Annotated in this window: 24 protein-coding genes; 10 read left to right on the top strand and 14 right to left on the bottom strand. The window is 41.2% G+C overall.

Annotation, left to right across the window (positions count from 1 at the left end):
- Positions 1 to 84: 84 nt before the first annotated feature.
- From LOZ80_RS06510 to LOZ80_RS06475, 8 genes are all read right to left on the bottom strand, one after another.
- On the bottom strand, positions 85 to 1,701 hold the full coding sequence (locus LOZ80_RS06510; protein ID WP_238170659.1) for a response regulator: 1,617 nt from the start codon (positions 1,699 to 1,701) through the stop codon (positions 85 to 87).
- A gap of 131 nt (positions 1,702 to 1,832) precedes the next feature.
- Positions 1,833 to 3,092: an FAD-dependent oxidoreductase gene (locus LOZ80_RS06505; protein WP_238170658.1), complete on the bottom strand. Its 1,260-nt coding sequence runs from the start codon at positions 3,090 to 3,092 to the stop codon at positions 1,833 to 1,835.
- Between the two features lie 85 nt (positions 3,093 to 3,177).
- Positions 3,178 to 3,708: a DinB family protein gene (locus tag LOZ80_RS06500; RefSeq protein ID WP_443147014.1), complete on the bottom strand. Its 531-nt coding sequence runs from the start codon at positions 3,706 to 3,708 to the stop codon at positions 3,178 to 3,180.
- Positions 3,709 to 3,744: 36 nt separating this feature from the next.
- Positions 3,745 to 4,695 (bottom strand): sensor domain-containing protein, encoded by a 951-nt coding sequence (locus LOZ80_RS06495; RefSeq protein WP_238170657.1) that lies wholly within the window; start codon positions 4,693 to 4,695, stop codon positions 3,745 to 3,747.
- An 867-nt stretch (positions 4,696 to 5,562) separates the two neighbouring features.
- Positions 5,563 to 6,255: a M24 family metallopeptidase gene (locus tag LOZ80_RS06490; RefSeq protein ID WP_238170656.1), complete on the bottom strand. Its 693-nt coding sequence runs from the start codon at positions 6,253 to 6,255 to the stop codon at positions 5,563 to 5,565.
- Entirely contained in the window at positions 6,233 to 7,018 is a 786-nt protein-coding gene (locus LOZ80_RS06485; RefSeq protein ID WP_238170655.1) for an HAD-IIB family hydrolase, read from the bottom strand. The genes LOZ80_RS06490 and LOZ80_RS06485 overlap by 23 nt, the downstream gene beginning before the upstream one ends.
- 107 nt (positions 7,019 to 7,125) lie before the next feature.
- The gene (gene pdxR / locus LOZ80_RS06480; protein ID WP_443147051.1) at positions 7,126 to 8,484 is read right to left on the bottom strand and encodes a MocR-like pyridoxine biosynthesis transcription factor PdxR; all 1,359 of its coding nucleotides are present in this window, start codon (positions 8,482 to 8,484) and stop codon (positions 7,126 to 7,128) included.
- Positions 8,485 to 8,899: 415 nt separating this feature from the next.
- On the bottom strand, positions 8,900 to 10,333 hold the full coding sequence (locus LOZ80_RS06475; protein ID WP_238170654.1) for a DHA2 family efflux MFS transporter permease subunit: 1,434 nt from the start codon (positions 10,331 to 10,333) through the stop codon (positions 8,900 to 8,902).
- Positions 10,334 to 10,561: 228 nt separating this feature from the next.
- Here LOZ80_RS06475 and LOZ80_RS06470 point away from each other — a divergent pair, with 228 nt between their 5' ends.
- On the top strand, positions 10,562 to 11,281 hold the full coding sequence (locus LOZ80_RS06470) for a DUF4386 domain-containing protein (RefSeq protein ID WP_238172915.1): 720 nt from the start codon (positions 10,562 to 10,564) through the stop codon (positions 11,279 to 11,281).
- Between the two features lie 8 nt (positions 11,282 to 11,289).
- On the opposite strand, the gene LOZ80_RS06465 is transcribed toward LOZ80_RS06470, so the two are convergent.
- Together LOZ80_RS06465 and LOZ80_RS06460 are read right to left on the bottom strand one after the other, a co-directional pair.
- Positions 11,290 to 11,874: a Crp/Fnr family transcriptional regulator gene (locus tag LOZ80_RS06465; RefSeq protein WP_238170652.1), complete on the bottom strand. Its 585-nt coding sequence runs from the start codon at positions 11,872 to 11,874 to the stop codon at positions 11,290 to 11,292.
- A 160-nt stretch (positions 11,875 to 12,034) separates the two neighbouring features.
- The gene (locus tag LOZ80_RS06460; protein WP_238170651.1) at positions 12,035 to 12,751 is read right to left on the bottom strand and encodes a metallophosphoesterase; all 717 of its coding nucleotides are present in this window, start codon (positions 12,749 to 12,751) and stop codon (positions 12,035 to 12,037) included.
- An 803-nt stretch (positions 12,752 to 13,554) separates the two neighbouring features.
- Here LOZ80_RS06460 and LOZ80_RS06455 point away from each other — a divergent pair.
- Positions 13,555 to 14,994 carry an ABC transporter substrate-binding protein gene (locus LOZ80_RS06455; RefSeq protein ID WP_238170650.1) on the top strand — a complete coding sequence of 480 codons (1,440 nt, stop codon included), beginning with the start codon at positions 13,555 to 13,557 and terminating at the stop codon, positions 14,992 to 14,994.
- A 101-nt stretch (positions 14,995 to 15,095) separates the two neighbouring features.
- Here the strand turns inward: LOZ80_RS06455 and LOZ80_RS06450 are convergent, their stop codons facing one another.
- On the bottom strand, positions 15,096 to 15,770 hold the full coding sequence (locus LOZ80_RS06450) for an MBL fold metallo-hydrolase (RefSeq protein WP_238170649.1): 675 nt from the start codon (positions 15,768 to 15,770) through the stop codon (positions 15,096 to 15,098).
- A gap of 372 nt (positions 15,771 to 16,142) precedes the next feature.
- Here LOZ80_RS06450 and LOZ80_RS06445 point away from each other — a divergent pair, with 372 nt between their 5' ends.
- The 7 genes from LOZ80_RS06445 (at position 16,143) to LOZ80_RS06415 (ending at position 21,485) form a co-directional block, all read left to right on the top strand.
- Complete coding sequence (locus LOZ80_RS06445) at positions 16,143 to 16,457, top strand: hypothetical protein (protein WP_238170648.1); 315 nt, start codon at positions 16,143 to 16,145, stop codon at positions 16,455 to 16,457.
- Between the two features lie 1,199 nt (positions 16,458 to 17,656).
- Complete coding sequence (locus tag LOZ80_RS06440; protein ID WP_238170647.1) at positions 17,657 to 18,322, top strand: stalk domain-containing protein; 666 nt, start codon at positions 17,657 to 17,659, stop codon at positions 18,320 to 18,322.
- Between the two features lie 314 nt (positions 18,323 to 18,636).
- Positions 18,637 to 18,846 (top strand): hypothetical protein, encoded by a 210-nt coding sequence (locus LOZ80_RS06435; RefSeq protein WP_238170646.1) that lies wholly within the window; start codon positions 18,637 to 18,639, stop codon positions 18,844 to 18,846.
- Positions 18,847 to 19,102: 256 nt separating this feature from the next.
- Positions 19,103 to 19,657 carry a 2'-5' RNA ligase family protein gene (locus tag LOZ80_RS06430; RefSeq protein WP_238170645.1) on the top strand — a complete coding sequence of 185 codons (555 nt, stop codon included), beginning with the start codon at positions 19,103 to 19,105 and terminating at the stop codon, positions 19,655 to 19,657.
- Between the two features lie 461 nt (positions 19,658 to 20,118).
- Positions 20,119 to 20,346, top strand: a complete 228-nt coding sequence (locus LOZ80_RS39305; protein WP_337951005.1) for a hypothetical protein — start codon at positions 20,119 to 20,121, stop codon at positions 20,344 to 20,346.
- A 409-nt stretch (positions 20,347 to 20,755) separates the two neighbouring features.
- Positions 20,756 to 20,977 carry a DUF7660 family protein gene (locus LOZ80_RS06420; RefSeq protein ID WP_238170644.1) on the top strand — a complete coding sequence of 74 codons (222 nt, stop codon included), beginning with the start codon at positions 20,756 to 20,758 and terminating at the stop codon, positions 20,975 to 20,977.
- Between the two features lie 199 nt (positions 20,978 to 21,176).
- Complete coding sequence (locus LOZ80_RS06415) at positions 21,177 to 21,485, top strand: pentapeptide repeat-containing protein (protein WP_238170643.1); 309 nt, start codon at positions 21,177 to 21,179, stop codon at positions 21,483 to 21,485.
- 160 nt (positions 21,486 to 21,645) lie between these two features.
- Here LOZ80_RS06415 and LOZ80_RS06410 read toward each other — a convergent pair whose 3' ends face one another.
- From LOZ80_RS06410 to pyrE, 3 genes are all read right to left on the bottom strand, one after another.
- The gene (locus LOZ80_RS06410) at positions 21,646 to 22,728 is read right to left on the bottom strand and encodes a hypothetical protein (RefSeq protein ID WP_238170642.1); all 1,083 of its coding nucleotides are present in this window, start codon (positions 22,726 to 22,728) and stop codon (positions 21,646 to 21,648) included.
- 611 nt (positions 22,729 to 23,339) lie between these two features.
- The gene (locus tag LOZ80_RS06405) at positions 23,340 to 23,486 is read right to left on the bottom strand and encodes a hypothetical protein (RefSeq protein ID WP_238170641.1); all 147 of its coding nucleotides are present in this window, start codon (positions 23,484 to 23,486) and stop codon (positions 23,340 to 23,342) included.
- Between the two features lie 95 nt (positions 23,487 to 23,581).
- Positions 23,582 to 24,118 (bottom strand): orotate phosphoribosyltransferase, encoded by a 537-nt coding sequence (gene pyrE / locus LOZ80_RS06400; protein WP_238170640.1) that lies wholly within the window; start codon positions 24,116 to 24,118, stop codon positions 23,582 to 23,584.
- A gap of 357 nt (positions 24,119 to 24,475) precedes the next feature.
- Here pyrE and LOZ80_RS06395 point away from each other — a divergent pair, with 357 nt between their 5' ends.
- Entirely contained in the window at positions 24,476 to 24,835 is a 360-nt protein-coding gene (locus tag LOZ80_RS06395; RefSeq protein ID WP_238167655.1) for a transposase, read from the top strand.
- The last annotated feature ends 17 nt before the right edge of the window (positions 24,836 to 24,852 follow it).

Raw genomic sequence — 24,852 nt, 5'->3', positions numbered from 1 at the left:
CCACAAATTGGAGGCAAGGCTCCTTCTTTTTCGCAAGACCTCTCTCACTGGATCAACTCCTTTGGCATGGAAGCCGTTCATTTCCTATTGCTGATCCCGGTAAGCGCTTGGCGTAAATCCGGTCATCTTTTTGAACAGCTTGCTGAAATAGCTCGGATCCGTATAGCCGACCAGCTCGCATACTTCGTAGAACTTGATGCGGGGATCCCGCAGCAGTTCCTTCGCTTTCGCGATACGGACCTTCATCAAATATTCGTAAATCGTCTCGCCGGTCTCCTGCTTGAACAGTAAGCTGACATAGGTTTGGCTCAGGTAAACGCTAGCCGCAATGTCCGCGATTGCCAGGTTCTTGGCGTAATTCTCGGATATAAACTTCTGAATGTGATCGATCACATTACTCGATCGTCCGCTCCGCTTTTCCTGAATCCAGCAGCAAATGCCATATAGATAATCGCTTACGAAACTTTTCAGCTCCGCCATCGTTTCCAGCTTCAAGAGTTGGTCCAGCGTCCAAGCTTCCTGCTCTTCCTTTTCGCGGGTAAGCAGGTTAAGGTCAAGCAGCAACCTGCCGGCGAGAGCGATCATTTGCAGCCCTACCTGCCGGCCGTACTTGAAGCCGTCCTTGCGAATTTGCGCCAGCGGCTCGAGGATGCTTTCCATTTCCAACTCCAATCGGTGCTTCTCTCCCGATTTCAGTACCGACACCAGTCGCTCACTCTGGCTGGCATCGAACCGGATCGGGCTGGCTGCGCCGATTTCCAGACTGTCCATCGTGATCACCTGGTTTTTGCCCATATACCACTTCTGGTCCGCCGCTTCGCGGGCATGCCGATAGGACGCCGGCAGGAAAGCGATATTCTCAGCGCGCTCGCCGACGCCGATCGTAACGCTGATCTTCAGCCAGCGCTGCAAATTGTCTCGGATTGCCTTTGCCAGCGAGAGCAGCGAAGCCTCCGGGTCTTGCAGCCGATCGCCAAGTACCAGAAGTGCAACGTATTCAGCGACTCTGTTCTCGAATGCATACCCGGGAAGGAACTGATCGATCAGTTCTTGAATAATGTTCAAGAGCGAGTAAGATAACAACTGCTTGTCCTTCTCCGAACGGACGCCGTATACTTCCTCTGAATCGTCAACGGTTATTACGAGTACGAGATAAGACGTTTCGAGCGGCAGTTCCAGATTGAGAAACGCTGCTCTTTCCTGCAGCCCCTCAACTTTTGCGACGCTATCCTGAATCAACGACATCAGAAATTTCTCGCGAAGCAGCGGCATGCTCTGAATCAACTTGACTTGCATGTCCTTGAGCAGCTGCCGCTCTTTTTCTTCCGCATACAGATCCTGCACGACGCCTTCAATGACCTTCTGAAGCTCTGTCCGTTTGACCGGTTTGAAAATATAGTCGGCAGCATGAATCTGCAATGCCGAACGCAAATAGTTCGCGTCATTATGGCCGCTGATGAATACGATCTTTATCTCGGGGAATCGCTCCCGAACGTCTCTCGACATACGGATTCCGTCCATCACCGGCATCATTACATCCGTCAGCACGATGTCGGGCTTCACCCGTTCAATCAGTTCCAGCCCCGTATCTCCGTCATCCGCTGTGCCAACCAAAACAATTCCAAAGTCACTCCACTCCACGAATTTGCTGAGCCCGCCCCGAACGGCCGGCTCATCGTCGATAATGACCAACTTAAACATAATCCCTGCCCCCTTATCTGAACATGTAGGAACGATATGACAACAACATGCACAAAAATGCACAAACGGGTATCGCTGCTGCTCCGACGCGCGAACCCGTTTGTGCTTTTACGGACGATTCAATGATTGATTCACTTGTGCGTGTTCTTCAAAAACAACACATTCTGAAGTCCCAGCGCTTCATGCAGCTCATCCGCGCTGACACGCTCCAGCGGAATTCCTTGATTCACCGCGATCGAGGCTGCGACACCTGCTGCTTGGCCGAGCGCAAAGCACGTCGCCTGAACCCGCATCGACGACATAGCCACATGCGTGGCCGATATGGAGCGCCCCGCTACGAGCAAACCCTCTACCCCCTGCGGAATCAGGCAGCGGTACGGAATATCGTATCCTTTCACTTCTCTCTCGTCAGTGCCCGCCTTGCCGTCTGGATTGTGAATATCAATTTCGTAGTTGGTTTGCGCCACGACATCGTCAAATCTCCGGCTGGAGAGAATATCATCCTCGGTCAGCGTATAATGACCGACAATCTGATTCGTCTCCCTGACGCCAACTTGACCTGGAAGATGCGAAATCACATAATTCTCGAATCCGTTTCGCTGCAAAAAGTCAGCGACGGAGAAAGCTTGCCGCACCGCTTCTTTTTCCGCATAGCTGACGTCCTTGACGTTGGCCCCGTTCCCCTTCACTCGGGTCATATTGACGAGCAGATTGCCTGGTTCGTTTTGCTCCCAATGGAGCAGTCTTCCTTGCGGCAATTCGGCTATGTTCTCGTAACGATAACAGCCCTCCGGCAGTTGCCGCACGGCCGGCTGACCGGTATTTTGCATCATGAACATTAGCGTCATTGGTTGAGTCAACCCGTCGACGTCACGTCCCGTGGTATAGTCAGCGCCCGCTTCGATGGCAACACGCCCATCGCCCGTACAGTCGATGAACACATCCGCTTCGAACGCCAACAGACCTTCGCGCGAATTCGCGATAACCGCTTTTACCCGTCCCCCTTCGGTAACAGTTCCCGCGAAGCTGACATGGAACAACACCTGAACGCCTTCCTTTTCCAGCTTCTCGTTCAAATAATGCCGCAGACGGAACGGATTGTACTGCGGCCAGATCGAACCTTTATGATCGTCCGGAACCGCCTGCTGCGGCAGCACTTCGGAAATGATCTCACGATAAATGCCCGTCACATTGCCAACACCCATAAATACGCTGACGTTGCCCAAGGTGCCCATTCCGCCTAATTGTCCGGATTGTTCGAGCAGCGCGACTTTTTTTCCGCACCTTGCCGCCGCAATAGCGGCAGCCACACCCGCCGGACCGCCTCCTACGACCAAAATGTCCGCTTTCTCATAGACAGCCACGTTTTTCTGGAATGTATACTGATTCATTCGGATAACCTCCCTTTGCTCCCAGTCCTATACTTTCTAATATAAAATGTTTTGGGAGTAATCTACAGGGTGGATCCTACTATTTCTAGGTTGATGTCACTCTCTTTTTTATCAAATTGATTTGACCCCTATGATTGATTTCATCCTCAAAAACGTGAAACCACATAAAATAATGATTGGCTTGTTTTTTATACCAGAACTCTTCTTCTCTGTATAGCCAGCTATCATCCACCGTTTTAAATAGTTCAAACGTTCGGTTTCTAACTTCATTTAATTTATCCACATAATAAATCAGATCATTGCCTTTAATCTTTTCCCGTCCTGCTTCACCGAGCTCCACAGCCGCTCCCCAGATCAACATTTCAGCTTCATTTAATTCTCTTTTTTCAAATGTTTCCACTTGATAGGCATATTCTACTGCAGCGAAATGCAGCAATAATGAACCTATTGAATTGCTCTCAGAATCCAACAAAAAATCCAATTGAGCCACAGATAAATTTTTTACAGATTCTAATGTCGTATGCCTTGCATAATTCATCATCGACAGCAACCGACTAATTTGAGGCGGATAACCAGGAATGTCAGTAATAAGATAGATATTATTCATGTTGATCATGTTGTTCCTCCACGTCTTATTTGATACATAGCTTGACTAAAAAAATTGATAGGCGTTCTTTCCGCTTGCCTTTGCTCGATATAAGGCATTGTCCGCATTTTTAAGTAGAACTTTCAAGTTGTTGTTCTCGTTTGCAGAATACGTTACAATCCCGATGCTAGCTGACAGTTGAAGCTCCTCTAGCTGAGTGTCCCAAGATGATAGACGAGAAAGTATAGTTTGCGCTAGTTGACTAATTTCTTCTTTGGAAGATAGATCACTAATATTAATAATAAATTCATCTCCTCCTAACCTAACGGCAAAACCATTTTGTTGCTGCACCAAATTTTCAAGCCTTAAAGCCACTTCCCTTAATACCAAATCCCCTGCATCATGTCCAAGTATGTCATTTATCTTTTTAAAACCATCTAAATCAAGAAAAAATAAAGTTCCACCTGTTGTCGCAGGAATTTCCTCAAAATATTTATAAAGAAATTGCCGGTTATAAAGTCCTGTTAAGGAATCTCTATAGGCAATACGCTCTAGCTCTAAGTAATGGGAGAACAACTTCGCTATTCTTTGGAGCATTTGTATGCCTTTCTTATTGAAATCGCTTGCATCTGTATGAACAGCACACAATGTTCCGAATTCCTTCCCATTAGAAAGAATAATAGGTATCCCCAAATAGGAATTAATATTAGCTGCAATTAGTGCTTTTCGCAGATTATCCAAGTTAGTTTCTCTACTCATATCTTCAAAAATTAAGGGAATGCTTTTTTCAAAGTCAATTCTGTTACAAACAGTGTCATTGCGCTCTATAATCATGCCTTCGCTTATATAAATACTCGTGTTAGTTTCAGAAAGCTTTAGAATAATTTGCTGCGTTTCTGTAAAAGTGGTTAAGTAAATTAACCTGTCCGGCATAAATTCTTTTGCCATGTCTAGAACGTCCCTAGCAAGTTCATCAAAGTTTTTATAAAATTGAATTTCATTTAAAGGAATTGACATCGTATACACTCCTTCTATGTTCGTTTGTGCTTATTTAGGTATTCGCGGCATCCAAAGTAAGTCCTCCTGTTTAGATAACCTCCCCCGGAGATTGCTTCTCCAAATAAACGAGAATCGATGTAACCAATGATTTTGGGGCTACATAATGAACAGGCGCACGAAAAACCTAGCCCGCGGCTAGGTCACCCAGTCAATGAGCCTTGAAGAAACCAACCAAGCCTCAAACGAACACAACACCTTTATTCGGCCAATAAAGTGCCGGGTAGCGTTAACTCCGTTCATTAAATCGCCAAAGCAGCTATTTTCCAGTCTATAAGCATCTTGATGCTCTTTAGATGCCTAGCTCAAAGGGAACTAGGATCCGCTATAATGGTGCATCCCGCCAAATTCCACTCCAAAAGGAACTATGTTCCGCTATTTCACCATTTCCCGGTCGGAACCAGCAGGTTCCGTTTAAATAGCATACCTCAGTTCCCTTTCATGCTGCTTTTACTCCAGTTCCCGTCAATTAGCGGATCATAGTTCCTTCTCACACTAGGTTCCGTGTCATCACGTAGCCCAAAGGGAACTGTAGGATGCTATTTAGACAAATAGCAGGGATATTAGGGAAGTAGCGGAACTACAGGGCCTTATTTCCGCGAAAACCGCTGAATTTCCCAGAAAACAGCAGAATAACGCCCTGTAGTTCCCTCAAGCTCGCGATATGGACACTTTTTGCTGTAATAGCGGATTGAGGTTCCCTTATCGAAAGCCGTCACCCCTTTGATATCGGCAGCCTTCTCGGGAGCGCATGCTGTGTATCGCTATTCACATATTGCCACACAATCGGACAGTGCTTTCATCGCTCAGTTAGTTTTATATGTTAGTTTAATCAACCGTTAATAATTGTTCGATAAACCCGCCAATTTCCAATTCCCGATCAACAAAATGGATTTCCAAAATCCAATCTCGCGGGTGACCGTTTTTATCCGGTTCTCTCATGGAAATATGATTGTCGGGATGAATATAGTTCTCAACTTCTTCTCCCTGGATTTCTTCGTGAGGGAATTCACCTATGAGATGACCTGCGTGTGGTCCTCCGAATTCCCAACCATATTTGTGCGCAAGATCACTAACAAATGCGAACAATTCACTACCTGTCATATTAGGTTTAGATTGAAAATAGGTTTTTCCTTCTGCCCAAGCTTGCGCAATATCATGACGTAATTTGGTCTTATTTGGATCTTGTCCGAGCACGTATGTCCGGCCGAAATCAGCCTCCCAATCTTCAAAAATCGGCCCAAAGTCGAGAAAAACAATATCATCCTCAAGGACGGTCAAATCGGGAGGGTTTTCTTTATACGGATGCAGCGTGTTTTTACCCGCTCGGACAATACGTTTATGCCAGTATTTCTTAATTCCGAACATTTGGAACGCCAACTCATAAATATCACGATTAATCTGCTTTTCCGTTGTACCGCTCCTTAATATATTCTTATCTTCGATCGCTTGGAAAAGTTCAGCCGCTTTCCTTTCAGCCTCCCGCAACGAAGCATGTCTATTCTCCACAAATGAATTCATATGTATCTCTCCTCTGTCGAAGTTCCTCTAGCTTAGATATAATATTATGCTCTATGTTGTCATCCATCAAGATTTGATGATTAGCTATCAACCGTAGAGGTTCGTATGTGCCAATTAATACGGAATGTTGGGCTTTTTGAAACAAGGGAAGATCATTCATATCATTTCCCATGCATACAAAAGATTCTAGTTGCAGACCCGTTTGCTTCAATCCCGTCATTTTATTAACATTCCTATTTGTAATATCTAGGATCCCTTCAGCGGAATGGTAGTGAATAGTGACATCGAGCTGTGATATGTTTTGCGACAATTCCTCGAATCTACTGCACGACAGAACGACAATTTTTATAAAAGACTCAATTTGATCCAATTCCACGTGTTTAGCCACCTGATTTTGATCTAGACTCATAAGAAGAGGATGCTGTTTCTCTGTTCTAATCGCGTAGTTCAATGTATCATCAACGAGAAAATCAGCCTGATAGTCATCCAGGAGCTTAATAATTTGATTCGCTAGCTGAGATGGAATCGGATTATAATAAAGAGGTTTTCCCTCGTTGAAAGCCATAGCTCCATTGGCGCCGATCAAAAGATGATCATAAAAGCGGTCATCCAAAATGGGCAGCATGTCCCGATAAGGCCTCGCCGAAGCAAATCCGATAAAGTGACCTAATTGTTGCAGCTCCAACAAATAATCTAAAATCCTTTTGGAAATTGGCTGCCCTTTAAAACAAATCGTTCCATCCATATCAAAAATAAAGTTCATTCATCATCCACTCCAATTACATTGATGTAATCAATAGTAAATAGAACTTCATCAAAGTTAAAGGGACAGAACGAACAAAGTCATTAGGACAAGAGGGTTAAAGAGCGTTAAACAGGCTCAAACCATGCTTCGGTTAACAGCTTTATGCCAAGATGTATCTCCTTACAGCTTAATGACCCGTATCCAAGCAGAACTGTCGGGTACTTCCCTGTCATATGGTATCTATACCTAGATGTACCATACACTTGTACGCCATTCATCTTGCCCAACTTGATTAATTCGGATTCTGATTTACTGGACTTTACTGTAACGAATGCATGTAAACCCGTATCTTTGGCTTCAACTTCCACAAAATACTGACTATTCTGGGACATGGCTTCGAAAAAAGCAGTAGACTTCTCTTCATATTGTTTCCGCACTTTCTGCAAATGCTTGTACCAATAACCATTGGATACATATTGTGCAAAGGTTAATTGATCGAGTCTCGACACAGGTTGATCATATTCGGTTACTCTTGAATGAAATAAAGACAACATTTCATAAGGAAGTACTGCATAGCTTATATTCGTGACTGGTAAAAGCGTTTTTGAAATTCTGCCAATATAAATAACTTTCTCAGGGGCAAGACTTTGAATAGAAGCCACGAACCCATTTTCATATTTATATTCCCATTCATAGTCATCCTCAAAAATATATTTTTTGGAATAGACCCACTGCACCAACTGTTGTCTCTTGTCCTGAGGCATCGTCAACTTATTGAGAAATTGCTGGGAAGGACTCACGTAAACCACATTGGCAGGACTCTTTTCTAGCTCATCTATGGAAATGCCGTCAGTCGTCAAAGGAATCGCATGCACACGAAAGCCAAGATTGATAAAAGTGTTTCTGGCACCGTCGTACCCGGGATCCTCGACTCCTATTACATAATCCCTCGTATCCATTAGCTGGCATAGCAGTGATACAAGCTGTTGAGGAGTAGCGCCTATTATGATTTGCTCGGGTGCAGAAATGACTCCCCTTGCTTCAAAAAGCAATCTTGATAATTCTTTCCTTAACGCGTTCTCTCCCTGTGAGTCACCTTCTACTTCATAATTTCTTTGATAGTGCCCTATAATTTGGTTGCGTGCTTTATTCCACTGATTCAGTGGAAATGAAGAAAGTTCAATATTGCCATAACGAAAGTCGATACGTACTTCATCGGTATAATCGCCACTCCAAATCGGGAAGGAGCTGCTCCCGGATTTTTTAACAAGATGAACAATTTGATATCCCTTTTTGGGAATGTTGCTGATGTATCCTTCTGAAACCAAAAGTTGATAAGCGCTCTCGACTGTATTTTTGCTTACATTAAGCGATTGTGCGCAGCTTCTAATGGAGGGGAGAAAAGTGCCGTATGGTAATTGCTCTTTCAGTATGCCTTGTTTGAAATAGTCATAAATTTGATAAAATAATGGCTTTCGATCCAGCGAAAGATCTAATGAAAACTCAAGAATGATACTTCCCTCATTTCTGGACTATTAAAGTAGATTGCTATATAAGTAGTACTTTCTAAGGACGATAATACGATTACTACAACTTATAAGGATACATCTTTTAATGGGCCAAGCGGTAGAATATCTAGTGGTAGATGGGTGTTAGGAAGTTGGCTGTTCAAATAAAGGTGGTACATACAATGAATAGCTGTTAAAAAAACGATTGATATGGGCTGGACAAACAAAACTCTTTTTTCATTTATTAACTTAATGGTGAATTTTCCATTAGACAAAGCTAACGGCAATTTCTATGTAAGCATCAAACATCCCCCACCATGTAGTCATGTTGAGGGATGAAAAAAAGGAGCAGCCGTTAAGCAAGCTCCTTCCTATTGTTTCGCTTATTTTGTCAATGCACCGCATTCATCGTCGCATGCTTAACGATAACGCGGCGGATGAAGAACGCCACAACTAACCCGATGACGGATACGATCGTCGCGAACAAGAACACGTTCTGGGAACCGAGCATCATCGCTTTAGCCATCTCGACCGGCTCACTCGGCACAGGAGAGCTGGTCAAATACTTCTCCATACCACTTGTGAGGATGCTGATTGCGATTGCCGTGCCGATCGCCCCTGCGACCTGTTGCAACGTGTTCATGACTGCGGTTCCGTGCGGGTAAAGTTCCGGCGGAAGTTGGTTAAGTCCGTTTGTTTGCGCCGGCATCCATACCATAGAGATACCAATCATGAGACCAATATGCAAAGCCACGATAAAGGCTACCGAAGACGCAACGGTTATGCTGGAAAAGAACCATAACATCACCGCTACGATGGCGAGCCCCGGAATTACAAGCCACTTAGGTCCATACTTATCGAAAAGGCGCCCCATACGCGGCGACAAGATACCATTCAATGCGCTGCCCGGCAGCATCATGAGCCCGGTAGCGAACGCGGATAGTTTCATCCCGTTCTGCAGATACATCGGCAAAATAATCATGCTCGATAAGATGATCATCATACACGTCAGCACAAGAAGCAGCCCCACGATAAACATCGGATACTTGAAGACGCGCAAGTTCATCATCGGCTCGCGCATGAACATCTGGCGCAGCGCGAACAAGACAAGTGCGATAAGGCCGATGACGATCGATGCGAGCACGATCGTGCTGCTCCAGCCTCCCTGTCCTTCGCCTGCTTTACTGAAGCCATACACTACGCCGCCGAAGCCGATCGATGACAAAATAATAGACAATGGATCAATACGGGGTCTTGTGACCTCAGTGACGTTATCCAGGTATTTCAATCCGATCAACAACCCTATGATCAAAAACGGTAGAGACAACCAGAAAATATAGTGCCATGTTAAATATTCGATTAAAAGCCCCGCCACAGTTGGGCCAGTCGCTGGTGCGAACATAATGACTAGACCAACGAAGCCCATCGCTGCCCCACGCTTCTCCGGAGGGTAAACGACGAGAATGGTATTAAACATGAGCGGAATTAATAACCCCATGCCGGCTGCCTGAAGAACGCGGGCAACCATCAGCATTTCGAAATTGACAGCAAGCGCTGCGATCAATGTCCCAACGATCGAGCTTGCAAGCGAAACAATGAACATCTGCCTGGTTGTCAACCATTGCAGCAGTAAACCTGTCATCGGCATCAGAATACCGAGAGTGAGCAAAAAGCCTGTCGTTAACCACTGGGCAGTCGCGGCCGAAATCTGGAACACATCCATTAAATTGCTAATCGCTATGTTGAGTGCCGTCTCGCTGAACATGCCTACGAAGCCGCAAATGAGCAGCGACGCCATTATAGCCCTTGTATTGTATTGCTTCATATGAATTTCACTTCCCTCTCCTGTGAACTATTTGGAATAGTTCTTTATCTATTTGGTTCCCGATATAAAATACAACAGAGTCTGCACTTATACAAGACCAAAAACAAATTAAACTATTTTCTACCTTTCAGTCCTATAAAAACTCCTTCCCCTTGATTTAAGTCAATGACCAGCCATACTCCTCCTAATTATAATGAAAATAAACAATCTCAAATAGGAGGCTATCTTATGACTACCTCAGTAAAAGAAGTAACGTATCAGCGAAAATCTGCATTAATTGCTGGTACTTCGCTTATCATCATGGCGCTTGCCTCATTTTTTTCCTACGGCTTTGTCCATGGAACTCTTGTGGTACAAGGCGATCCCATCGCCACATTCAACAACATCGCGTCATCAAACAACCTTTTCAAAGCTGAAATCTTGGGGTGGGTCATCATCCTGATCTGTGACATCGTGGTCGCCTGGGCTTTCTATATCTTCCTGAAGCCAATTCATCAAAGCCTTTCATTGCTTGGTGCATGGCTCCGTCTTACCTATTCGACGATATTAGGGATCGCTATAATGAACTTGATATTTGTACTGCTTCTCTCGAGAAACACCAACTATTTATCCTCATTTAAAATCGAACAAACGCAATCGCTTATGATGCTATTTCTTGAAGCGTTTGAATCCATTTGGTCTATTGGTTTGATCGTTTTTGGCGGGCACCTCTTGATTGTCGGCTATGTCGCTTTCAAATCAGACAGCATTCCTAAAATTATAGGCATTGGATTGTTGCTTGCTTCAATAGGCTATATGGTCATTCACTTAAGCAAAACGTTTCTTTCACACTATGATGCGGCAATTGCAATACTTAATCTTGTATTTATGATACCAATGATTATAGGAGAACTGGGTTTTGGGATATGGCTGCTGTTTAGAGGGGGAAAACTCCCCAAAGCTGCATGACAATCTACCTAAAAATCACTGGCATTGACCCGCTTCTTAATTCTACTTAATGACTCAGGCGTAATACCAAGATAACTTGCCAATTGGTGCTGAGGTACACGATTGACTAGATGAGGTCTTTTTCGCAATAGCGCTTTGTAGCGTTCTTCAGGTGCAGAAGCAATAAATGAACTCAATTCATCTTGTACCTCACCGAGGTTCTCTTCTACCATCTTGCGTATCATAGTTTCCAATTGTGCGTGTTTGTGAAATATGTCCATTTCGGCATCAAAATCACCAACAACCAATGTACAGTCTTCGAGACAAATTAAGGTGTAAGCAGATGTTTTATTTTGTTGATGACGATTGAAAATCGAGACTGCTTGCTCTTCTGTGTAGAAATTGGAAGTGACCTCTTTTCCCGTTTCATCTATCGAATACTGCCTCACACATCCCTTCAATACGAAATAACATTGATTAGGAACTTCTCCTTGTCTAAGGAGCATTGTTCCTTTTTTATATTCCTCAATTAGAATCTCTTCAGCGATAGCCCGTTGCTCCTCATCGTTAAGAGATGTAAATTTCGTCATATACTTGAATAATATGCTTTTCATTTTCCTCTCCTTTCATTTCTTATATTACGTTAGCAAGGTTAGTCTCATCATATCAGAATCTCTTATTGATAGCATAAATTTAGATGCAAAGAGTCCCGATAGATTACTCTGTTGGGACTTGGAGGTAAACTGTGCAAAGCTGCATAATTCTGTTAAGTCTTTAAACTAGTGTTAGAACAGTTATTTCCGGTCGACACATAAATCGGATTGGACGAACCGACACGCCGATACCACGATTTGTATAAAGGGTAAGCGATTTGTCTTTCCCAACATGATAAAGTCCGGATGGATATTTGACACCATAAGGAACCGAAGACAGCGGTCCGACTAGCGGAAGCCTCACTTGACCTCCGTGACTATGACCTGAGAGTTGCAAATGGACGGGTTCTAGAGCTGCAATATCGGCAAAATCTGGTGCATGGGAAAGCAATAGCACCCACTCGCCCTTTTTCACCTTCTGCATAGCATTCTTTAGATTAGGAACACCCTCCCACATATCTTCAACCCCAGCTATCCAAATCGATTGGGTCCCTTTTTGCACCCTAATACCATTATTACGCAAGCAGTGAAAACCAGCATCCTCTAGAACACCCGCCACTGCATCAGCATCCCCATAGTAATCATGATTGCCAAGCACAGCATAACAGCCTAATTTCGGTTTTAATGTATTCAATACATCACGAATGTCTTTACTATGGGGACCGAGAGCATAATCTACTAGATCGCCTGTAAAGCATACAATGTCCGGTTGTTCCGCCTGAATTTGCTCTACTACGTTGGTTAATTGCTTTATATCTAGATGGAATCCATAATGAAGATCGCTGAATTGCACTACACGTAGTCCCTTGAATGCTTCCGGCAGTGTAGGAAACGTCAACGATATACGCTCCACTTGTAACCAACGCGGCTCTACCAATGTAGCATACCCGTAACTCAAAGGTGGTATTGATAGCAGACCACCCGTCCATATGACGCTTTTCTTTAAGAAACTGCGACGAGTTATTTTCTCAATATTTGACATATCATTCTTCCCTCTTGCCCAATTCCCCCTTGTTTTCGGGAACTGGCTTCTCAATTATGCATCCAACTAGGAAAAGAAATATGAATAAAACACTCACTATTAATCGCATTATATCCTCCGATAGGTCAAAGTCGCAGCCTCAATGTACTTCTACAACCACGCTACCGAATAATTTTTCACCTACATGAGCTTCTAGTCTCCATACACCTTTTGAAGGTAAAGTCATCCAAGATGGCATTCTACCTACCTTATCATTATCATTTATAGCGGTATTCGGAATTCCGATACTACAACAGTATAAAATCACCGTTATTAAACATGCTGCTTACTTGCCATGACTCATCTAATATGTCGGGGCTTTCCTTGATCATTGCGTTGGTATCCGTTTTAGAACAACCCATTAAGAAAATCAGCAAAACTATATATCCTAATCTCAATCTCATCATGCCACCTCCTATAATTAGATGAAAGTTTGGCCACTGCATGCTCTAAACTTATCACAATTACCATTTTCTAACAATAAAACCGTACTCCTGACCAACAGAATAAACTTCAACTCTACTAAATATGGCATTATTTGTATTATTATGCCGACATGTGTATGATAGTGAAAGAATAATTACTATATTTGGTAATAGAAACAATATGGAGGGAATCAAATGAAACGTTGGATGTGTACGCTCGCGGCCATTGCAGTAACGGCCTCACTGACAGGCTGTAATTTTTCGGTGGAGGCTGACGGTACTTCGAGAGAAGCCGGGTCGCTGAAGAAGCTGGGGAAAGACGAGAAAGCAACGATTAAAGTACTGTATTATGACAAGAATTCTTTTTACCAACAATACGGTAATCTTTTTATGGCCAAAAATCCGAATATTGACGTAGAAGTCATCTCCAATCAAAGCATTTATGGATCAGGCCAAGATCCTCAGGAAGCGCTAGATAAACTCATCGAGGAAGAAAAGCCGGATATTATCCTCGTTAACGGCACCGAACAACTGGAAAAACTCGTACAAAAAGGACGTCTGTATGCGCTGGACGATGTCATTAAGCAGGATAAATTCGATGTAGAGAATATCCTCCCAGCTACATTGGAAACGATTAAGCTCAAAGGCGAGGGCAAATTATATGGACTTTCACCGGATTTCTACAGCCAGGCTCTTTACTATAACAAGGACCTATTCGAGCAATATGCCATAGAACTTCCCAAAAATAAGATGAGCTGGGAAGATGTCATGAATCTCGCCAAACGATTCCCGACTGACGGTCAGGGAGATCAGCGAGTTTATGGATTTTCCGCTTATTCTTACATGCGTGAAGGAGTCGCCTATGAATATATGAGCAGCATCGGCACGACACTGGGTCTGTCTTACATCGATCCCGAGCAGATGAAGCTGACGATCCAGACAGATGCCTGGAAGAAGGCTCTGCAGCTTACCGTCGACTCTCTGAAATCCGGCGCGCTGTACATGCCCAAAAATCAAACCGCCGATTCTAATGCGCCTCGCATGTTCGAGGATTATCTCAAAGAGAATTTGTTCGCCATGGGCAAGGTTGCAATGACGATTGACGGCAACTACATGATGCAAAACCTGCAAGAGGCCAAAGACCGCCTGAAAGATGTTAAGCCTGTCAATTGGGATATCGTCACCGTTCCCGTTGATCCTCAGAATCCGGACTTTTCCAACTCCGTATCCGTATCCAATGTATTCGGTATCAATGCCCAGTCATCCAATACGCGGGCAGCGTGGGAATTCATTAAGTATATCAACAGCGATGATTTCGCTAGAGTCATGTCCAAATCTTCAAACAGCCTGATGACTCGCACCACTTACTCCAAAGAGAGGGATGGGCATAATCTTGAGCCATTTTATCTCCTGAAACCTAATCCCGACAAGAGCTATAAAGGCTACGAGAAAATTCCAGTTGGCTTCTACCAACCATTCAGTACGCTTGCCAATCAAGAAATTCAAGCCGTCATCGATGGCAAAAAATCAACTGATGAAGCACTTAAGACGATTCAAGATAAAGGACAAGAACAGTTACTTCAAGCCAAACTAACTGATAAAGCGCAGAAAAAGGCTCAGTCCGAGAAGAAGTAAAGCCAAGAAGTTGCCGAATAAACATAACACGATAATGACACTTCTTGCCAGAATAGCGGCTTGCTGTTCCCTTATCTCAAAGTCTCATGTCTCTGCTCATTCTAAATGCTGCCAGTTTTAATCTGTAATGCTCGAATTTGATCATTCATTCTTCCCTTGCTTAGTCCACCGTGATAACATATGACAGATTCAATGTTATAATCCTGATATTTCTGCAACGAGAGCCTAGCTTCCCCTATATCAGGTGTAGTTGGCTCATGTATGCCTCCAAGTTTTCCATTTACACTATACATCGAATCCCCAGCAACTAGCGTTTTACTTCTTCTCAAATATAGGCTGATATGACCGGGAGTGTGCCCAGGCGTGTGAATGACTCGAATTCCACCGCAAAATGCAAGTTCCTGACCATCGATTAAGGTACTGTCCACCCTACCCATGGGTGGATTTTTTATATGTCCGTCTTTAAGAAGAGGCAGCTCCCCTTGAATATAAGGTTTATCCAGTTCGTGTGCGTAGACCTGAACGTTACTGCCACACTCCTGCAAAATCTCAGGCAGGCTCCCTATATGATCTATATCCTGATGTGTCAAAATCACAACTTTCAACATGTCGAGCGACACTCCGGCCTTCTTCATAGTCATTCTCAAATTTTCTATTTGTCCTGGGAATCCAGTGTCTATTAACACCGCCATTTCATGATCCCACAAAAGGATTGGGTTGATTGTATGCCCGTGAAAGTCTAGTTCAAGCATGTGAACACCATTCGCAATTTCCACGTTATTCAGCTCCCTTATAAACATGACCATTAAATAGGACGGCATGTTTCATCTGACACAAAATTATTGTTGTACGTAAAATTATATTATTACGTGAGCGGTTTATTTGTCAACAAATTACGTACATATTGGGTGACAAATAAGTTTTGAAGTAACAAATAAAGTCTTGAAGTAGAGAATAAATAAAAATATGAATAGTTCTTCTTAGCGTTCACTCACTTGGTGAATGCTTTTTTAATGAGATGACGCATGCATGCGGTGATTAAACTCACGGGCAGGTTTGCGTGGAAAAATCAGCATGGTGGTAGGTGTATTTGAATTAGCTGTCGAACTAATATGAATGATTGTTATTACGCGAGGAGACCTGAGCTATTGAAGCTTTTTGCAAAGGAAGTTAAGAAGATTATAGTCAATAATTACGAGTTTCTTTGCGTAATTGACCAAAGACCTGAAAGGGAATTTATTAGTTTTAAAATATACCCGTCCAATACGAAGACATCGTGCTTTTCAATAATGTTCTCTTGGAAGGTCAACTGGGAAACCAATCTTTGTCGACCGATGGTTTGTGCAAAGTTAATTCAACATGCCATAAACAGTGGCTGGGACTATAAAATTAAAAATGCTTTAGCTAAGATCCAAGATGGAGACATTTTAATTACGAACTTAGGTTTAGATGAGTTAGAATAATGTCTTTAATCGGTTAAGCTATCGTAAGAACGTTACTTGAATAAACTACAAAATGAGGCTTACTAAGTGCTTTATTTTCAATCATAGTTATGGCAATGTTATGTGCTATTACATATTTTTCTGATCATAAATTCGAGTTTTTTAGATTCGGATGTGTAATCTTCCTTATTCTTCATGTAGTTGCAGGTATACCTGTCTCCCTTACTATCTCAAAGATAATCAATCCAGAAACAGGAACAACTGTGCATAAAGTGACATACGTATTTTTACATATCCTTGGGGGATTCATAGTAGCTTTCTTATATTTATTATTAACTGACCCTGCTATTTTTGTTCGAGAGGCTTTTTCTAAGGATATGTTTATGTTTTATAATATTGGAATTTCTAATGGACTGGTTTTTAGTCTATTAGAGTTGATGATAATGAAACTCAGAAAGGCATATTAAAATTATTTGAGTATTTCTAGAAGTCAGTAAAATATATAACACCAAATTCATGCATCCGGCATTCGTTCTCGTACCGGTCCATTCGACAGAGATCATTGCGCTAACTGAGAACGTTAATTGAAGTTATTAAATTCATTTCATGGAGTACTTTTTTAAAGGGCAATTAATGCGGGTAGAAGATCAGTTAAATTGGGTGGGATAACTTTGAAGTATATAATTAAGTCGGTTCCAGTTCTGTTTTTAACTATATTTTATGGATTAGTCGATACGATGATTCTGGAATATTCTATTTTTGGTGAGGGTTCTGCCCCCCCAGTTATGATAAATTTGAAAGAGTTAATTTTATACCACTTAGTTTTGCCACTAATCGTTTTCTTCTTTGTTTTCATGTTCTATAATGTGGTCTCAAAGTTCAGTATAAAGGTTTCTATTATAACAATTGCTATTTATTTTATAGTTTTTGAAATATGGATAATGAATATGGCAAATTACTACAATGGAAAAGTATGAGACAAAATCAATAGCTACAAAAGTGCGGACCCTAACATAAGTAAGTAGTTATGGTTATTTCGCTAACGCAGAACTATAATTCAATCACATCACGACGGCAGCCGGCACACGATCGGCTGCCGTTGTCAATTGAAGTAACGGGCAGTTTAGTGAAATAGCATGCGTGTAAGAAATAATGAAATGGAAACTTTTTACATGACTCTTTCGTCTTATTTCTAGAACTAAATGTTAGGAGTGATGAGATTGAAAAAGTTTGTATTAGGTCTAATTTGCGGAATTGGTTTAACCGCGACAACCGCTGTTTATGCTTCAGACACAATTCAAGCGTATTTGTTTCCAGCCAAGTTTGTGTTTAATGGTGAAACCAAAGAGTTGGATACGAATGAAAATATTGTGTTAAATCATAACGGTCATGCATATGTACCTGTTCGTTTCGTGGCTGAAAATATGGGGAAAATCGTTAAATACGAATATGAAACGAAAACCATTTTTATTGAAGACACTTATTTAAGTAAAAAGTTGACGATAGATAAAGAATTTCTTACATTTGCTTCCGTAGGTAAAATTAAAGGTATTGAGTTCGGAATAGGGGCAAATAAAAATGACGTTATTCAAAACTGGGGAGAACCACATCAAATTGGTTCCTGGCAAACCGAATTTTATAGATGGCATAGTTACTATTTCTTTTTTTGGAAACCTGATGAAAATGCTGGTGCGATTAGAGTTAACGGAAATGTGATACCATATCGTTTAAATGAAGTTAGAGATATTATCGGGAAACCACTTTCAGAGGGTGAAGGTGTTGACGGCGGATGGGCTTATGTGTATCAAGTGGGCGAATATCAGGTATTCTTTAATGCTGATTCAAAAGAGGGGAAAATAAGTTATCTAACATTAAAGAAGAAATAGATGAATTGGATGGAATATAAGGGTTCGTAAGTACCATACACCGACACAACTTGATTGCGATTCATCATTAAACTACCGAGGAACGATAGTTCAATCAGAACTACTTCACAAAACAACTGCTTTTATGTATATGTGTCTGCCGATGAAACATCGTCAAACACATAAAAAAGGCCCTAGAATCCATTTACTATTTCTTGGACTTCGACGGAAAGGTAAAATGGATTCTAGGGCCTCTCTGCTTGGGATAAGGCTACTGTTACTTTGCATGTTGCTTTCGTCGTTACCGTCGTAGAAAATATACAAGGGGGAAAAACATGAGAATTGATGGAAAGCGTAAGTGTTCTGATTGTTCGAAGGAATTTGAATGGATGTCGATTGTTGCTCAACCTGATCAACCTGCTAGCGCACCGATCTATACGGTTGAAACGATCGATAAACCACAAGCTAGGATAGTAGAAAAGCGCGGCGATAGATATTTAATCAACATCTTTTGCTCGCATTGCAAACAACTGAATGCATTCTAACACAAATAAGGTAAATGATCGGATGGATAGGGACTAAGGAGGCTGCTGAGGCAGCCTTTTTACATGCTCACAAAATAACGGAATTTGTACATATGTACTGCTGGGCGTTGAGCTAACGGGCAGTTTAACAGTAAAGCAGGATTTGAAAAATATTTGAGGAATACTTTCTAAAAACATAAATGTTCGGAAAGTTGATGATTGAAATGAATAGGAATGCTCCGAGAAAAATACATATTATTTATAAAGGGGTGTAAAAATGCCTTTTTTCATAGGAATCGTTCCACCTGAAGATTATAAAGAACAAATTTTGGTATTTCGTAATAAATGGGCTAAGACATTTCGAAATCGATGGGATAATAACGGATTTAGGGCTCCTGTGGAGCCTCATATTACTGTCAAACTCTCAAATGGACTTGCGGAGGATATGAATTGGCTTGAAAAGGCAAGAGAAACTTGTTCTTCATTTCCAATCTTCCAGTTAACTTTGTCTGAACCAGGAACATTTGGAACAGCGGTTACATTCCTTAGCGTTGAATCGAAAGAGATTTATAATCTTCACAAGAATTTGGTAGATGCAGTTTCCCCACCGCCCGAACTTATTGACAGTGATATAGAGTTGGATAACTTCATTCCACATTTAACTTTGGGTCAAACAAAATGGGGCATGAATGAAGCAGAAATTATAGAAATGAAATTGGCTGCGAGAGAAGCATTACCTCCTTTTCCAAGCTTCGATGTAACATTTGTGCGGGTATTTGATATCAAAACAAACGTACCTTTAGAAGATATCAAACTTGCCAAGTTGTTCTAATTAGATCATTGAACTAACGGGTAACGATAGTTCAATCATTACATGACGGCAGCCGGCACACGATCGGCTGCCGTCGTCTATTGAAGTAACGGGAGGTTAGCGTGGTAATTACTGGGTATTATGAACATATTAAAGGTGTTAAAATATTCCATGTAATAAAATTTTGCGCTGTTGCGAAGCAAGTAACTCAGAAGTGTGGGGGGATAATAAAATTTGATATGGCAAGATATATTTTAGAGTAAGACGTCTGTAGTTCAAACTAACGTGGACACGAAAGTTTAACGTCAAAATACGTAGAAAGGAGAGTGAAATTATATGTGTAGATATGCAATGTATGGGCCATATAAAGACATTTTTGCATGTTTAATTGTAGAAAGGTATTTAAACAAGTATCTGATCTTGAACTTAGTGGCACGGAGATTAGAAATAGACAATTTAAATGTCCCCAATGCAGCGAAATCATGAATGATATGGGACATGATTTCAAGGCACCAAAGCAAGATGATAAAATGCAATGGAGAAAGGTAGAACTGTTATATAAAAGTGGATTTGCTTACCATTCCTGCGGATGCAATGGACCAGGTTATCGGCCGGCAAAATTATCAGAAGTGGAAGAGTTCGTAAACAAAAATAAAACATTTAAGTCAGCTGGAGAGGCTTTACTACAAAATTTATCGTTTAAAAATTAATGTTCTCTAAAGATACATTGTAGAGCGCGGAACTTTAGTTTAACAAAGAGCTGTCGTTTACAATCTGATGTTTCATAACTTTGAGCTTACAGGCTGGTTAGCAACCCGCGGTGATGAATTTGATAGTCGAAATTGATGGTTATTTCGAGAAAGTACTTCTTATTGGTAAGACATGTTCTATTTCAGAATTAAGAAAAAAAATATGAAACAGCCAAAAACCGTTGTACTAACATAAATGAATTCACAGATATCTTTTGTAGGATGTTTCAATTTGAGCGTCTGCCATCTTCGCGCGGAATAGGTGTTAAGCCAGATGTTGTAATTGATACCGATACTGACTGTATTTATGTGCCACTGTATTGAGCTAACGGAGAACGATAGTTGAATAATGCGAGGAGGATCTGAAACCTTGAACCCTAATGATGTGTCCAGTAAAGATGAGTTGGTTGCATTTCTTCATACATTAAGACATGATCTAACGGATAATGCTTCGAGGTGGGAGAACCAAACACTGGAAAGCTTTTTGGAGGCTATGGCTGCATGGTTAAATGATTCTGATGATGCGAATTCTAAAACGCCTACCTGGAGTTTGCTTGCAACCTCTTTATGGGCTGGTAAGGCATACGAGTGAAAAAGTCAATACTCTAACGTAAGAACGAGAGTTCAATAACAACAAGAGGCTGCCGACCTGATTGGATTGGTTGCCTTTTCTCAACTATCGGGCACTAGAGCATGGTGGATACACACTTCCTGTCAAGTAGGAAATGAAGGAATTTCTAGTGGAAGTATCGAATAATTTTGTTTGATACTAGTATTGGAGGTTGATGAAAATGGAATTAAAGGTTGAACGTTTAGATTTTGAAATGGCTGATATTTCTGGGTCGAGGTTTCAAAAGGTTAAAGCTGAGGAATTAAATTTTGATAATGTTAATTTAGCAAAGACGCAAATTAATAATGCAAATATGAGTGGAATGGTATTAAACGATGTGAATATGTCCGAGTTTAGAATTTCGGATGCTAATCTCTCTAATGGGCAACTAACAAACAGTAATTTAACAAATCTGGATATTCGCGAATGTGATATATCTGGATTGAAGATTAACGGGGTGTTAGTAGAAGAATTAATAAAAAATAAATAATGCATCTGAAGAACTAAGATAGACATTTTTTTGGTAATACATGGTGTTATACATAAAAGTACCGGAAGCACCGGACAAAATGAAAGCCCGGAGATACTTTCCCTCGGGCTTTTCAGCGTCTTCAACCAATCTCGTCATCGATTAAGATAAATGCTTTTGATTATCTTAAAACTTCATTTGCCTGCTGTGCAACTTCAAACTCATCGTAATCCTCGTAAAATTTAGCATCAGTAATAGGTTTATCTCTTAACCCAGTTATATGGCCCCTGCCTATTTTAACCATGCTAGGAACTGGAAGATTAGCGATATTTTTAGCCATATATCGCTCTCTTAAAGCATTAGCTTTTGACATAGCATCGTTCTTATCAGGATTATTATAATCATTATATACATCATATCCATCTCTATCTTCTCCTTTGATAATGGCTAAACAAGCAGTCTTCATTGTTGTTATGACAGCCATCAACCTATTTAAATCTTTATAAAAAGAACTCACATCTTTATGACCCTTAACTCGTTCGAATAATACCCTTTTATTCTTAATATTTAAAAAGGATGTGACTTCGGGAAGTCCAGGGTGGGCCGGCTCATTTCTAAACCTTCTGGCAAAATAACCAGGTGAATTTTGTTTATAGATTTTAAGCGAATCTTTGATCCTCATCAGACCTGGCAAAGCTGATATAAAACTTGGAATATAAGTTTTACTAATTTTTTCCATCTTATCGTACTTCTCCTCACTCTTCTCATCATCGTCGCTTCTTTTAGTTTTCCCTTCTTTAATTTCCCTGATCATGTTCAAAATGTAAATAGCAAGGTCAATCTCAAATAATTGCTTAGCAACCGTGTTCTCCAAAGGCATCGCTTGGTATTCGGGTTCATTTTTATCTTCACGAGCCACTCGTTCTTGAGGCGATGCACCCATTCGCGGATGCGAGGTAAGCTTCTCTGCCATCCTCGGGGCTCCCCACGACCAATCATCTACCGCTTCTTTAAATCTAGAATTTTTATGGATTTCACCAATAACGTGTTTGTGTGGTGTTAATATATTAACTCCAACGTAGTTTGCTGCTTCAATTTTCTCAACGTCCTCCTCTGACTTCAACAAATAAGATCCTTCAGCTCGTTTGATTTCTTGAACACGGAGAGGGTCCCTTGGCGAGACTCTGTCACTCCCGTAAATTCCTCCTGTTTTAGTCTTTAATTTTCTTTGTAGAGTCTCTGAACTTTCTGATATGGTATTCATCGATATCTGATGCCTCATTAGTCGGATTACGGCTTGATTGCCTATTTCCCTGTGCATTTGCATCACATGAGAGTGAGAGTATGGTGAATGAGGATATCCAGAAGTATAAGGTGACGCTGCCGAGGAATTCACCTTAACATTAGAGTTAGATTGATCTTTCGCTTTCGCCTGAAGTTGATTATCGGGTTTAGAAGCCGCGGTAGTTTGCTGTTTATACTTCACTTTATCCATCCTCATCTCACTTATAATATAAATATTGAATGGCGCGGGTTTACAATATTTAGAAATCTACGTTATTTTACCATGTCTTACTGAAAGAATTCTAAATAATTCCACAAATTTTTCCTCATTCCTCATACTTTATCCAATCTTTATCCAATTCCATCGGACAAAGAAAAAGCCCAAGGGAAATCCCCGGGCTTTTGATTTAATATTTACTTACCCTTTTTTCTACTTTTCCCATGATTCGGCTTATTATCTTCTTGATCTTTAGCGTGATTTTCTTGCTGTTTATCGTGCGTTGTCATGACATTAGCCTCCTTCTGAGTAATTGAAACATAAATATTGTACTCAGAAAATGGGTTTTGTACGCAGCCACTTTGTTCCAATTTCTAGATCTTTTCAAGCAACCAATATGCTTCCATCTCTATATCAAAAACTATTATCTGTCCACCGTCGCCATAAACCATGTCATTCAATTCAAGATGGCTCAGCGTCTTCTCTTCGCCTGTCTCCTTATGCTTTACAAGGTATTCCATTGGATCACTCCTATACAATAAATTCCTCGAACAACGGCAGCCGATCGTGTACCGGCTGCCGTTGTACTGTGATTGAACTATAGTTTTCCGTTAGTTTAATGAACTATTGATTTTGTGTCTATCAGTTCTTCCATCTTAAACAAGGATAAGAATGTTAAGCCTGAATTTTCTAAATTCTCTCTTCCTTGCTGTTCACGTTCGATTACACATATCACATTTTTAACAATAGCACCGTAGCTCTTCAAATCATCTGCACTTAACAATATTTGACCGCCAGTCGTTACGACATCTTCAATAATACAAACATTTTTCCCTTGAATATCAATGCCTTCTGCCAGTTTACAAGTACCGTATTCTTTAGCTTTTTTTCTTACAAAAGCAACTGGAATACCAGTTTTAAGTGATAATGCTGTTGCAATAGGTATGCCACCCATTTCAAGCCCCGCCAGTATTTCAGTGCCCGTTGGGATTAGTTTAGATAAATGTTCAGCAATCTCGCTTAACAAAACTGGGTTAGATTCAAACAAATATTTATCAAAATAATCATTTGACACTTTTCCTGACCTTAACTTGAAGGTTCCTGTTAAATGTGCTGTCTTATAAATCTCATTTGCTAATGTAATTCTATCCATTTTACACCCACCATAAATTTTTACTTTATTTTACCATATGACCATCTTGTTGAATATAACTCCCGTTACTTGAGAAAGGCAACCAAACCACCTGGGAAAATGCTTTTTCATGTTCATTAAGCTATAGTTCTCCGTTAGGTTAATCATACCTCTAGAAGCTTTTAGTTTTTCATGTAATATCTATAAGTAATTCAGTTAAGCCATTAGGATATAGGATTCTTTGACCGAGTTCAAAATCGGTAACTGATATCCATTGTGCATATGTGATTTTTTCACCTTCATTCTATTAAGCCCCCTAATTAGATTGGAGAATACCACGGGAAATAAGGTACACTTTTTATTAGGGAGGCGAATACCGTGCAACAACGTAACAAGGTGTTTGAAGAAGTGCGTTTCAAGGTAGCTCAAGAAGCGCTTGGTGGAATTAAGACGGGTGTTCTTTCGCGAAGATATGATGTATCGCCAAAAACCATCCGTAACTGGGTAAAGGAATATCAAGAGACCTTTGGGGATGATGCGTTACCAACATTAGATGAACGTATGGCTGAATCCAAGCGCCTAGCTGAACTGGAAGAAAAATATGCTTGTGCGCTAAAAGCACTCGGAGAGAAAGAGTTGGAAAACAATATTCTGAGAGAACTTGTAAAAAAGTCCAGCCCTGCCTCGAAGATAAACTCAACATTGCCCAAACGTTCATCGAGCAGGGACATCCCATAACGACTGTACTGCGCCTA

The sequence above is a fragment of the Paenibacillus sp. HWE-109 genome (assembly GCF_022163125.1).
GTDB lineage: Bacteria > Bacillota > Bacilli > Paenibacillales > NBRC-103111 > Paenibacillus_E.
Note: the sequence above shows the minus strand (reverse complement) of the source record. Positions and strands in the feature narration are given on the sequence as shown.

What these genes read in the sequence shown, in the direction of transcription:
- LOZ80_RS06510 (WP_238170659.1), bottom strand. Translation starts at nt 1,701, where the DNA reads ATGTTTAAGTTGGTCATTATCGACGATGAGCCGGCCGTTCGGGGCGGG.
- LOZ80_RS06505 (WP_238170658.1), bottom strand. Translation starts at nt 3,092, where the DNA reads ATGAATCAGTATACATTCCAGAAAAACGTGGCTGTCTATGAGAAAGCG.
- LOZ80_RS06500 (WP_443147014.1), bottom strand. Translation starts at nt 3,708, where the DNA reads ATGATCAACATGAATAATATCTATCTTATTACTGACATTCCTGGTTAT.
- LOZ80_RS06495 (WP_238170657.1), bottom strand. Translation starts at nt 4,695, where the DNA reads ATGTCAATTCCTTTAAATGAAATTCAATTTTATAAAAACTTTGATGAA.
- LOZ80_RS06490 (WP_238170656.1), bottom strand. Translation starts at nt 6,255, where the DNA reads ATGAATTCATTTGTGGAGAATAGACATGCTTCGTTGCGGGAGGCTGAA.
- LOZ80_RS06485 (WP_238170655.1), bottom strand. Translation starts at nt 7,018, where the DNA reads ATGAACTTTATTTTTGATATGGATGGAACGATTTGTTTTAAAGGGCAG.
- LOZ80_RS06475 (WP_238170654.1), bottom strand. Translation starts at nt 10,333, where the DNA reads ATGAAGCAATACAATACAAGGGCTATAATGGCGTCGCTGCTCATTTGC.
- LOZ80_RS06470 (WP_238172915.1), top strand. Translation starts at nt 10,562, where the DNA reads ATGACTACCTCAGTAAAAGAAGTAACGTATCAGCGAAAATCTGCATTA.
- LOZ80_RS06465 (WP_238170652.1), bottom strand. Translation starts at nt 11,874, where the DNA reads ATGAAAAGCATATTATTCAAGTATATGACGAAATTTACATCTCTTAAC.
- LOZ80_RS06455 (WP_238170650.1), top strand. Translation starts at nt 13,555, where the DNA reads ATGAAACGTTGGATGTGTACGCTCGCGGCCATTGCAGTAACGGCCTCA.
- LOZ80_RS06435 (WP_238170646.1), top strand. Translation starts at nt 18,637, where the DNA reads ATGAGAATTGATGGAAAGCGTAAGTGTTCTGATTGTTCGAAGGAATTT.
- LOZ80_RS06430 (WP_238170645.1), top strand. Translation starts at nt 19,103, where the DNA reads ATGCCTTTTTTCATAGGAATCGTTCCACCTGAAGATTATAAAGAACAA.
- LOZ80_RS39305 (WP_337951005.1), top strand. Translation starts at nt 20,119, where the DNA reads ATGAATGATATGGGACATGATTTCAAGGCACCAAAGCAAGATGATAAA.
- LOZ80_RS06415 (WP_238170643.1), top strand. Translation starts at nt 21,177, where the DNA reads ATGGAATTAAAGGTTGAACGTTTAGATTTTGAAATGGCTGATATTTCT.
- LOZ80_RS06410 (WP_238170642.1), bottom strand. Translation starts at nt 22,728, where the DNA reads ATGAATACCATATCAGAAAGTTCAGAGACTCTACAAAGAAAATTAAAG.
- LOZ80_RS06405 (WP_238170641.1), bottom strand. Translation starts at nt 23,486, where the DNA reads ATGGAATACCTTGTAAAGCATAAGGAGACAGGCGAAGAGAAGACGCTG.
- pyrE (WP_238170640.1), bottom strand. Translation starts at nt 24,118, where the DNA reads ATGGATAGAATTACATTAGCAAATGAGATTTATAAGACAGCACATTTA.